Source organism: Ensifer sp. M14 (assembly GCF_003355565.1).
GTDB lineage: Bacteria > Pseudomonadota > Alphaproteobacteria > Rhizobiales > Rhizobiaceae > Ensifer.
The window spans coordinates 139,281-150,563 of the sequence record NZ_QJNR01000011.1; the positions used below are offsets into that span (position 1 = coordinate 139,281).

The 11,283-nt window shown below is 61.7% G+C and carries 6 protein-coding genes and 1 pseudogene; all 7 read right to left on the minus strand.

The genetic code is table 11. The annotated features are described in order from the left end of the window. Positions 1-166 precede the first annotated feature (166 nt). On the minus strand, positions 167-478 hold the full coding sequence (locus BLJAPNOD_RS27725) for a hypothetical protein (RefSeq protein ID WP_015647733.1): 312 nt from the start codon (positions 476-478) through the stop codon (positions 167-169). Further along, positions 475-1,368 (minus strand): hypothetical protein, encoded by an 894-nt coding sequence (locus BLJAPNOD_RS27730; protein ID WP_015647732.1) that lies wholly within the window; start codon positions 1,366-1,368, stop codon positions 475-477. The genes BLJAPNOD_RS27725 and BLJAPNOD_RS27730 overlap by 4 nt, the downstream gene beginning before the upstream one ends. After that, entirely contained in the window at positions 1,365-3,122 is a 1,758-nt protein-coding gene (locus BLJAPNOD_RS27735) for a ParB/RepB/Spo0J family partition protein (RefSeq protein WP_015647731.1), read from the minus strand. Before BLJAPNOD_RS27735 ends, BLJAPNOD_RS27730 begins: the two co-directional genes overlap by 4 nt. A gap of 422 nt (positions 3,123-3,544) precedes the next feature. Beyond that, positions 3,545-8,719: a DEAD/DEAH box helicase family protein gene (locus tag BLJAPNOD_RS27740; protein ID WP_015647730.1), complete on the minus strand. Its 5,175-nt coding sequence runs from the start codon at positions 8,717-8,719 to the stop codon at positions 3,545-3,547. A gap of 151 nt (positions 8,720-8,870) precedes the next feature. Further along, positions 8,871-9,272: pseudogene (locus BLJAPNOD_RS27745) on the minus strand (DUF3085 domain-containing protein). Positions 9,273-9,283: 11 nt separating this feature from the next. Further along, positions 9,284-9,889: a DUF1419 domain-containing protein gene (locus BLJAPNOD_RS27750; protein ID WP_015647728.1), complete on the minus strand. Its 606-nt coding sequence runs from the start codon at positions 9,887-9,889 to the stop codon at positions 9,284-9,286. A gap of 62 nt (positions 9,890-9,951) precedes the next feature. Next, positions 9,952-10,986, minus strand: a complete 1,035-nt coding sequence (locus BLJAPNOD_RS27755) for a DUF3991 and toprim domain-containing protein (protein WP_015647727.1) — start codon at positions 10,984-10,986, stop codon at positions 9,952-9,954. Positions 10,987-11,283 lie beyond the last annotated feature (297 nt).

Genomic DNA, 11,283 nt, shown 5'->3' on the forward strand with positions numbered 1-11,283 from the left:
GCCTTGAAACGACCGGCCGCCGGTTCAGACCGCAGCGAACAAGAAGGGCAGTCCGCCACGGGTCCGATATCAATCCCAAGGCAAGCGACAGACATGGCCAAGCCCACCATGACGATGACATCGCAGCCGGGTAGGACATCGCCAGGTCCTTTCGCTTCGGGTCCTCCTATATCGCCGGATGCAGCACAGGCTCGCGGTCGCGATGCAGGAACGCCCCGATGACCTGCTCCTGCATCGCCAGCCTGCAGGCGATCATGTCGAGTTCGACCCAGCGCTCGAAGGCAAGGCGGTCGACGATCTCCCGATGGTAGAGACGGGGACTGGACCGGTGCCGCGCGCGGCTCCGGACCTTCACTGTGGTCGCCTGTCTTGCGGCGCGCGCCGCAATCTGGCGAGTCAGACAATCGAGATGCCGCTGGGTCTCGCGCCGGGCGCCGATTGCTTTCGCCAGCGGCCTCAATAGGCGGATGTCGATCATGACCCATCCCCCCGGTTTCTCCAGCCAATGAAGGAGGAGGGGCCATCATATTCAGCGTGGCGCGCGAGATCGATGACGAAGCCGAACCGCCCCCGCCCCGCATATTCGTCGCTTGCCACCAGAAATCGGCGTTCTTCGCCACCGCGGATATGGCCTCCGCCGATCTTCGCCACGACCTCCGTCATGCCGGGGCGCTGATCGGACAAGATTGCCGACGTGACTATGAAGTCGACGGCATGACGCTGATCGAACGCCCGGCGATCCTTGGCCCAGCTCTCGCCCTCGGCGAGCGCACGCCCATGGATTTTCTCCCAGGCGTCGGGCCAAGTATTGCGGACGGTCTTCTCAGCCATCGACCGCTCATAGGTGGTGAACAGGTCCGGAAAGCAGATCGCTACGATCGCCCATTCGCAGTCTTCCTCGTACCAGGGCATATCCTTCCGCAGCAGCGGATGGACCTTGGCATTGCGCTCTGTCGACAGATGGAAGCCCCCATGCCCTGATGTCATGTGGGCGACGACGCCCTCGGCGTACACGACCGCTCTCTGCGATCCGCCCCATGGTGTGCTGGCCGAAATGCGGGTTTGCATGCGGTTCAGTTTGGCCAGATCGCGTTTGTGACCAGCGGTCTCGGCGACACGGGCCCGGAACTCTGCTTCATCCGCCACCCGGCCGTCATGCCCGATGAAGTCGGCGCGCGTCAGATCTGCGAGTGGCCGACGGATCGCACGGGCGCTTGCAATAAAAGCAAAGCCGCTCTGTGATGTGACCATGGCAAGGACCAGGTCACCGATGCGGGCCACGGGCAGGCCGTCCGCAGTGGTGGCAAACTCCACCCCCAAATGATCGGGGGTGGGTGGTGTCATGTTCGACTGGAAGGCGGCGGTCATGCTGCAACCCTCTGATCGACGTCTTCGTCATGCACATCATGGTCGGGCAGATCCGCATCCTCAGTTTCGCCTTCGACCACATCGTCGGTATTGTGTTCTGGCTGATCTACCGATGGATCATCGGTACGGCTTTCCCCTTCATCCTGGGGCGTGGCGCCGATGCCACCCGTGTCCGCGCCTGCCCGGATCCACTCGAGCAACTCGTCGGCAGGCGGTGCGAAGCGGGCCGACGCATGCACGAAGTGTTCGTACGCGAAATGCTCGACGAGTGCCGCGCGGGTTTCGCGGACCTTCGGGCGCGGCTGGACCGATGCCTCGGCGCAAGAGGCTTCCAGTGCCTGACGCGACAAGCACAAGAGGAAGTCCTTTGAGCCCATGTTTGGCAGGAAAGCGTCGGCGCCAATAGCCTCGCCGGCGAAGCGCGCGACCATGCCGCTGTTCGACATGCCCCGCCGGCACGAGAGGACGTCGATCAGCACCGAGCGGGCGGCGATCCGAAGCGTGTCCTGATCGAAGGCGAGCTTGCCATGCTCGTCAAACAGTCCGACGGCATGACGCGAGAAGCGCTTGCCGCCGTACAAGGTGCCATCTGCGCCGGAGTCGATGCGGACATTCTGGCCGGCGAACGCCAGGACCATCAGCGCCATCAGCATATCATCCTCGATCGGCGCGCGACCGAGCGCATCGTGCAGGGCATCAGTGCGGAAATCGCCGATCATGTCGTGGCCCTTCTGCGTGACGTCGGGCCGGGCTTTCGGCGTGGCGACTGCGTCGGTGTCATCGCCGCCAGTGACCGATCCGTCGCCAACAGCACCCTTCGGCTTCGCCGCCTCGGGCATGCGGTAATGCACGGTCTGGACCTTGCCGTCACGATCGAGGTAGAGCGCCGTATGGTCGGACTTGGACGGCTTGCCGTAAACTTGGGATCCCTTTTTCGGCAGTTCCGGCTGGCCCCAGCTGTTGACCTCGACGATCGCGCCGCGTTTCGGCAGATTGTTCGTCATCCATTCGTGCTGGGCGCCAAGAAAACCTTCGACATTGGTGGTGTAGCGGCCGTCCTCGTCGGCCGGTGCGAAGAGATCCTCCACCCATTCGATGCCGTAGGCCTGAGCCAGATCGTCACCGAAGCTCGCGTCCCTGGCATACATGCGCTTTTTCGTCAGCGCATTGGCGATCTGCCACCATGGCGCCGTATCACCCTTCTTTGGCTTGTGCGCCTTCCAGACTTCTTTCTGATCGACTTGGCCCGCGGCCGCGATCACCCGTAGCTGCTGCTCGGACGGCATGTCGCCCAGCGCCATCTGCTCCAGCATAGCTGGCAGGACATTGGCAAGCAGGCGCAGCTTGCGGATCTGGCGGACGGGAAGAGCAAGAGCGACGGCGATCGCTTCCTCTGTCCAGCCTAGTGCAACAAGGCGTTCAACACCTCGCCATTGGTCTACCGGATTGAGCGCTTCGCGAACGCTGTTCTCGACCATGGAACGCATCGCGCCGTTGTCGTTGGCTGCATCAACGACGAGGATTTCGATTTCTTCGAGGCCTGCGGCGATGGCAAGGCGCACACGGCGATGGCCGGCGTCAATGATATAACCATTTCCGCCATCCGTTTCCGGTGCGACCACCGGCGGCTGAACGATGCCGACGGCCTTGATCGTGGCCAGCATCAGCGCATCGGCCTGCGGCGACGACTTCGACTGGCGCATCCGGTCGGGGTTTTCCTTCAACGCGCGCGGGTCAACCTTGATGATTTGCATGGGATTTGTCCTTGTCTAGAGAGTTCCGGACCGGCGCCATGCCGGCCCTTCCTGTCTTCATTTTTCTCGAAGACATCTCCCGGACCGCTGATCGGCCGGACTGACGCAACTGCGACCGAGCATCCCTGCTGCGAAGAACAAGCGGGGCTGACAGCCCTGCGAAGGACGAGTAGCCGGGATGGCGCAGGTGGCGGTTGAGCAGCTGCGTCGGCAGGAGGATCGATCAGCAATCGGTTCTTTCCCTCCTCCTTCTCCTCCATTCCTCTATTGAAGGGCTGGCCCGCGCACGCTGCGGCGCGAATGGCACGCAGGACCTTGCCAGGAAACGAAAACGCAAAAAGGGCGCTCGACCCGCGAAGGGAGCGCCCTTTGTCTAACCCGGACGACTCCGAAAGCCATTGCCAAGCGCCATTTGCAGGACATCATCTGAACGGGAAGTGATCATCAGACATGGATGAGGTCGAGAAATTACAAGTCTCTACCCGCGATCCTTCGTCGATGCCACGACTGGAATGGAGCCCAGGCAAAAAGCCTGCGATGGCGGATGCAGCCAGTTCTTCCTCGATCTCGCGAAGTTGCTTCTTCTTGGCGCCGAGCTCATCGCCGAACTGGAAAGCGCCGCCGATGCGCGACTGATACGAACTCAGCCGGCGCTCGGCCTCGTCGAGCCGCCAGCGATACTGACGCTGTTCCTCCTCGAAGCCGCCGAGTCCATGCTCCAGCCGTGAGATTGCGCCCAGCGGCGTCACCGTGATCGCCAGATCGATCTCGTAGTCCGCACCGGTACGCCGAAGCAGCGTCTCGTAGCGATAGCCGTCGCCCTTGCCGAACCGCTCACCATCATAAACGAGATTGAAGCCGCCGATCGTCGCCAGATGAACTTCACCCTCCTGCTGGAGCTGCAGCAGTGTGAGTATCTCCTTCATCAACGCCCGGCCGGCCTCCTTGCGCTCGGCATGTTCTTTACCTAGAACCGTCATCGTGAAGGCGTCGCCGGTGGTCGACTGAAGCCGCGCGATGTCCTGGCCGATTTCGGCGATCCGCCGGGCTGAGACCTCGATTTCGCGCTCTGCATCGCGCATCTGCCGACGGACGGCATATTGATCGTCCTCGTGGGCGGCCCGCAGCCGCTCGAGCCGTGCGATATCGGCCTCCAAGCCTGCCTTCTGCATCAACCGTTCATCACCGGATGCGATCGCCTTGGCCATGGCAAACTGGTTGGCCGCCCCTTCGCCAACGTCTTCGAGCCGCCTGATCGAGGTATCTCCCGACAGGGCCGCGGCAATGAACCGGGCTTTACGCTCGTTGTTTTGCCACATGCTGGCATCGAGCGAACCCTCTGTGGCATAAGCGAAGATATCGACCTCTTCGTGCTGGTTGCCCTGACGGACGATCCGGCCTTCTCGCTGTTCGATCTGCGACGGCAGCCATGGCACATCGAGGTGATGGAGCGCCTTCAGCCGCGCTTGAGCGTTCACGCCCGTGCCCATCGTTTCAGACGAGCCTATCAGGAAACGAACCTTGCCGGCCCTGACATCGCCGAACAGTCGCTGCTTGGCTTCGGTCTTCTTGTAGTCCTGCATGAAGGCGATTTGCGATCCCGGCACCCCAAGCCGGATCAGCTCGTCGCGGATGAAGCGGTAGGCCGAGAAGCCGCGGGACTTTTCGACATTGATCGTGCCGAGATCGGAGAAGATCATCTGGGCAGCCCCTGGTAGATCGAAGTCTTTGCCGTCGGGGCGTCGATAGATCGCCTCGCCGGTATCCTTCCAGATCCCGTAGGCATTGCGGACGAGCAGATTGAGCTTGTTGTTCTCCTCGTTTTCAGCCGCCGGCATGACGAGGCGCAGGTCGATCGCCGCATGGCGCCCATCAGTGATGACGGACAGCAGGATGTCGTCGCCGGGCTTGGCGGGACCCTCGCGCTGCTCGATCGCCTTGATCCTGCTGCCGAGGGTCTGCTGATAGGTCTTGAACAGTGCCGTCGGCTTGGCCGTCATGATCTGCCGCCGGCCGGTCGAGATGTTGGGCACCTTCACGTATTGCCGCAGGTCATCCGGCATCACCACATCGGCAAACGAGCGGAACATGGCGATCAGCTCCGGCACGTTCACGAACGACGCAAAGCGGCTGACCGGCTTGTATTTGCCCGAAGGCTGGATTTCGAGTTCGGTGGTCGTGTCGCCGAAGCAGGAGGCCCAGGCGTCGAACTCGTGCAATCCGCGTTCGGCAAGCGCAGCATGGCCGAGCAGGCGCTGGATCGAAAACATTTCGCCGAGCGTATTCGTTATCGGCGTGCCGGAAGCGAGCACCAGTGAGCGGCCGGGGTTCTTCGTTTCGACGTAGCGGGATTTGACATAGAGATCCCAGGCGCGCTGCGAGCCGTTCGGATCGATGCCCTTTAGCGTCGACATGTTGGTGGCGAAGGACAGCTTGCGGAACTCCTGTGCCTCGTCGACGACGATCTGATCGACGCCCATTTCGGAGATGGTCAGAAGGTCGTCCTTGCGGGTCGCCAAGCCTTCGAGCCGCTCCTGAAGACCTTCCTTCAGCCGTTCGAGGCGCTTGCGCGAAACGCGGTCCTCGCTGTCGACCTTGGTCAGCAGATCCTCATAGAGCTGCAACTCGTCCTGAATCATCTGTTGCTCGAAGGTTGAGGGCACGGCGATGAAACGGAACGCCGAATGCGTGATGATGATCGCATCCCACGTTGCAGTCGCCGCACGAGACAGAAACCGGGCACGCTTGTCTTTGGTGAAGTTGGTCTCGTCGGCAACGAGAATGCGGGCATTTGGATAGAGTCCTAGAAACTCGCGCGCCGCCTGCGCAAGGCAATGGCCGGGCACGACCAGCATCGCCTTGGCGATCAGGCCAAGCCGGCGCTGCTCCATGATGGCTGCCGCCATGGTCATCGTCTTACCGGCGCCGACGGCATGGGCAAGATAGGTCGAGCCATCGGCGATGATCCGCCAGATGCCGCGTTTCTGGTGCCCATACAAAATAAAGGCGCCAGAGGCGCCAGGGAGTCTCAGGTGGGAGCCGTCGAATTTCCTCGGCGCGATGTTGTTGAAACGGTCATTGTAATCGCGGGCCAGCCGGTCGGTTCGATCCGGATCGGTCCAGACCCAGTCCTGGAATGCCTGCTTGATCCTTTGGAGCTTGTCGCGCGCGGCTTCGGTGTCAACGACATTGAGGACCCGGCGCTCGCCGTCCGCATCCTTGAACACGTCGAAGATCTGAGGGACCCGGCTATTCAGCGCGTCAGACAGCAGGTCGCCGGCGTGGCGGCGGCTCGTTCCCCATTCCGATGTGCCAGCGGCGCTGTAACCGAACTGCCGTGCGTCCACCGTCCAGGAACCAAGCTCCGGCATGTGGTAGATGCGGATTTCCGCCTCCATCTTTTGCCTGACGAAGGCGACGACATCGGCGGCCGGGATCCAAGGTGCGCCGAGGCGGGCTGTGATGTCGGATGGCCGGAGATCAGCCGGCTGGACCTCCTGGAGGGCGCGGACATTGCGCTCATAGGCGGGGTCGAGCTCGACCGCTGCCTGCGCGGCGGCGAGCTTTGTGCGGACGGCCCCTGAGAGATATCCGTCCGCCGTCTTCCACGATCCATCGGCCGGATCGCGGAAGATGGCCTCGCCCAGCTCGTCGACCACATCAGCCGGATCGCTGTGCAACAGCTCCGCGACATGGTCGATATCGACGTGGCCTCGTTCATTCAGCACGACGGCGAGCGCATCGGCAGGTGAGGTAATCGTCGGGGCGGCCGGCGGAGCAATCACGCGTTCGGAAAAAATCGGCCCCGGTTTCGCCGTGTCCGTCTCCAGATCGTAGTCCTCGATCGAGGCGACCAGCCAGCAATCGGGATCGTCGCGGAACGGTGCGAGGTTCGGTTGGCGATGCGTTTCCTTGACCTCGCCGGTCTCGATATCCTCTTGAACGGAAACGACTGTGTGGTTGATCGGCCCGAAATCGCGCACAAAACTCGACCAGGCGATGCGCAATCGCACCTGGAGATCGCGCCATGGCCGATCGGCTTCCTGCGCCTTCAGGACCTCGCGCACTGCATCGCGGATCAGGATCAGCTTTGAGACGATCCGGACGTGCTTTTCCGGGACCCCATTACCCGTGCGACCTTTGCGGACGGTGACCGGCACGGCCGAGCCGTCGAGCATCTGCATCAGGCCCTTCGACCGGTCGAGGAAGAAGCTGCCCTCGCGAACGGAGCCGCCTCTCGGCTGCAGATCGACGATCTCGCCGAGTTCTTCCTCCAGATCAATATCGATCGGTGTCGGCTCGCCGTCATAGAGATCGGCCGGCAATAGATCGATTGCAGCGGCGAGGGCGGCGTCGAGATCCTCGTCATCGCGGGGCCGGCATGTGTAGGTCTCGCCGAACGGGCCGGAGGTCAGGGCGTGTGTGCCGAGCACGAAGTCCGGATGCCGACCAAACCAGCGATTGACCCTGATGGCGCCTTCGTCCTCGGTGGCCGGCCTGATTTCATCGATATCGAGCCACAGCTGATTTCCCTCCGGCTCTCCGGGCTTGCGCTTGCGGAAGAAGAGGATGTCGACAACGACATCCGTGCCGGCGTCACGGCGAAAGCTGCCTTCGGGCAACCGGATTGCCCCGATCAAGTCGGCCGACTTGGCGATATGCTCGCGTGCCGTGGTATCGGCCTTGTCCATGGTGCCATGTGAGGTGACGAAGGCGGCGAGCGCGCCGGGCTTCAGCATGTCAATCGACCGAGCGATGAAATAGTCGTGCAAACGAAGGCCAAGCGACCGGTAAGCGCGGTCCGAGCGGACGGTGCGATCGGAGAAGGGTGGATTGCCGATGGCGAGATCGTAGATCGGTGCCAGATCCGTGCGGGCAAAATCGCCATTGATGATCCGCGCCTTCGGCTGAAGCAGGCGGGCGATGCGGGCGGTGACCGGATCGAGCTCGATCCCGGTCACATAGGCGGCGTCGCGATAGGGTTGCGGCATCAGGGCAGGGAACAGCCCCGTGCCGATACCCGGTTCGAGCACCCGGCCGCCGCGCCAGCCCAGTTTCCGGACCCCAGCCCAGATTGCGCGGATAATGAACTCCGGCGTGAAATGCGCATATTGGGTGCAGCGGGCAAGCGACGCGTAATCGCTCTCGCAAACCGCGCGCTCGAGCGAAGAACCAATATCGTCCCAGCCTTTGCGGAAATCGACCTCGCCCGGCCGACGGAACATGCCATTGGCGAGCTCGCCGGCGCCGAAGCCGGTAAAGCGGATCAGCACTTTCTGGTGCTCGCGCGTGATGGGTACGTCGTTTCGCTCAATCTCATTTGCGGTCAGAATGGCGGCGACATTGGTGAGCGCGCGCTCCTTCCACGTCGTAGCAAGACGACGATCATCGCCATCGAGATAGAAGTTTGCCCGTTCCATCTGGCTTGGAAGGGCCGGTCGCGACGCTTTGGCTATCGCGCGTTTTGGAGAAGGCATTAAGGGAGGAGAGGGAGGTGTCGGATCGGGATCGTCATCGTTAGCGGCAACCGGCTCGAAGCCTCCACAAATGGGGATGCCAATGCTTAGTCCGGATGAGAGGGCAGAACTGCCAAACATGTCGAGGGTATCAGGCCGATCGAGTGAAAAAGGTTATTACTCATGGGGTTTCTCCTTGTGGTGCCAGCGCACGACATCGACGGTGCGTGAGCGCCGGCTTGACCGTGCTGAGAGAGGCGATTTTGGGTTGGCTTGAAGCGGCCGACGGTGCCTACTGCGGCGTGATGAGCGACAAGTGCATCGCGTCGTCGTGGAAAACGATCGAGAGGTGGCTTGCGGTAGGACTGGCGGCCATCATGGCCTCCAGAGAAGCACCATTAAAAAACTCAACACCATCATCGCCGCCGAACGTGGCGCGCTTGACGTGAAACCAGTCTTCATTTGTGTTTGGGTCGCACTCTTCGGCGTAGATCACGAGCGGCCTGATACCCTCGGGCAGCTTGCAGTTCGACATCAGATAGACGCCGTTATCTCCGACAAGTCAGAGGCCTGGCTGTTCACTTTCGCCGGGCAGGAGCCCGTGATGTAAATTGCGAAAGCCGCCATTTGCCTCAGCGTCGACCCGACCGCGATCGAGAACCTCGCGTACTTTTTCGAGCGGGAACGAAAGCATCTCATCCTCCCTCAAGCCGCAATGGCGTCGGGGAGATAACGGAACTGAACCGGGAGCTTGGCCGCTACCTCGTCTTCGGTCAAATCGGTGAGCAGCTTCAGCGTCGTTCCCTTAGCCGTGCACCAGAGCATGACGGTGCGCTGCCCTCGCGCTGCAGGCGGCCAGCGATCGCCGGCATAGCCGCGGTAGGCGTCCGCCGTGATGCTCCAGATATGCTCAAGACGTTCATCGCGCGTGATTGTTCGGACGGGTCGGCTTTCGCGCTCGATGATGGCCAGTCTCATCGCTTCGACGTTCGAGCTGTCGAAAAGATCGCAGTAACCGTGGAAGTAACGGATCAGCCCATCGATCCTGAGGGCAAAGAACACCGAGGTTACCGAACCCGTCATGAATTCGCGCATGGCGAACGTAGAGCCGCAGATCCACAGCGGCGGCAGGATCTCGAACATGTAGTCGTGTTCGGCTTCCGAAATTTCGAACCACTCACCGGCGTAGAGCGCTGCTGGTTCATCGTGGCCCCGCGTGGGTCGCTTGGCATGGCGATCGAAAAGCGAGAACATCTGCTGACGGGTCGCACGCCCCTCAAAGATCTTTCGAATTATGGTATGGTTGGACATTGGCTGTTCCTTCGGGTTTGCCGGACCGAAGTGCCGAGATCCTCACGACCTCGCCTTCCTCTTCAGTCCTCCTTGACACCTTCCGGAACGCCGGCCTGCCCGTCGGCCGGGTCAAGGGCCGGTGCAGCCGGGCGAAGCCTCCCTTGATGCGGCGGGCGTGCAGGCGGCACGCCTCCTTTTTCCACCCTTCTTTGGGTCTTTTCCTTCTCCATTTGCTTCAAAACCTCATTCCAGTCGTCGGCGTGGGGACGCAGGCGAAGCCACGAACAGCCGAGATCCTCGGCGAGGATGCGCAGCCGATCAGCAAAAACATCACCTTGAGAATTGCCGTCTGTTGCTGCCACAAGCTGTATGTCGGGCCGCTGACCAAGCCGGCGCAGTGCGGCTGCGGTGGCTGGCGCCCAGCCACCGCCTGTGCTGAGATACAGCGTTCCGTCGCGCATTCCCTCAATTGCGGCCAAACTCATCGCATCGATAGCAGCCTCGGTGACACACAATCGAGTGGCGTGGTCAGCGCCGAGCCGAAACAGGATCTTGGCGCCACCCTTCGCGAAGCCGCGCCAATCGGGCCCACGCCCCTCCCAACCGCTCACTTTTCCATGGTGATCAGTATGGGCTGCCCAAATGCTACCGTAAGGCCCCTCGCGCAGCAGATTGCGGTTGATCGCCGCCCGGATGACAAATGCGGGGAGTGACCTTTGCCATCGAAGATAACGCCAGCTGGCAGAACCGGCCGAAGGCGATCGTCGGCGCGCCCAATCTTCAGCAGTCGAGACTAGGCTGATCGTCTCGACGGTGTCCTTGTTCCAGACAAGATCAGATGGCCGCAACCCCGATAGCTCGGCGACCCGCATACATCCCTCCGGGAAATTACAGCCCTCCAGGGTGGTCACCAAACCGAAGATATCGCCCTTGGCGTCACTGAGAGGATCAAACCATCCCCGGCCGGCATGGGTGACGATAATGATCTCGCTACCGCGGCGATACTTCATCGCTCGCTTGGTACTTTCCTTGCCATCAAGGGCAAACCCAGCCTTTTCCAATACCGCTTGACAACCCACTGTATCCCGGAGTCGCTCGATCTCGTCTCTCTTCATTTTCTTCTCCGGCCGCGTGGCGGCTAATTTATCATTGCTTTCCTTCCCGCATTTTGCGGGCCAGCTTCTGACGGACGCGAAGAGCAAAAGCCGCAAGGGCATGGCCTGCAAGGTGCAAATTTGCACCGGCCATGGCGAAGCGTCCCTTGCGGCATGCCGCTCGCCAGCGTCAGCCGGAACGGCAAAGCGGCTCAATGAGCCGCCCAGGGATAAAATTCATGAATGACCTCGAGGTCGTCGCCTGCGTCGATCTCGTCAGAGGGAAGGACGCCATTATCCTGACTCTGTGTTCTGTCT

What these genes read in the sequence shown, in the direction of transcription:
- BLJAPNOD_RS27725 (WP_015647733.1), bottom strand. Translation starts at nt 478, where the DNA reads ATGATCGACATCCGCCTATTGAGGCCGCTGGCGAAAGCAATCGGCGCC.
- BLJAPNOD_RS27750 (WP_015647728.1), bottom strand. Translation starts at nt 9,889, where the DNA reads ATGTCCAACCATACCATAATTCGAAAGATCTTTGAGGGGCGTGCGACC.
- BLJAPNOD_RS27735 (WP_015647731.1), bottom strand. Translation starts at nt 3,122, where the DNA reads ATGCAAATCATCAAGGTTGACCCGCGCGCGTTGAAGGAAAACCCCGAC.
- BLJAPNOD_RS27755 (WP_015647727.1), bottom strand. Translation starts at nt 10,986, where the DNA reads ATGAAGAGAGACGAGATCGAGCGACTCCGGGATACAGTGGGTTGTCAA.
- BLJAPNOD_RS27730 (WP_015647732.1), bottom strand. Translation starts at nt 1,368, where the DNA reads ATGACCGCCGCCTTCCAGTCGAACATGACACCACCCACCCCCGATCAT.
- BLJAPNOD_RS27740 (WP_015647730.1), bottom strand. Translation starts at nt 8,719, where the DNA reads ATGTTTGGCAGTTCTGCCCTCTCATCCGGACTAAGCATTGGCATCCCC.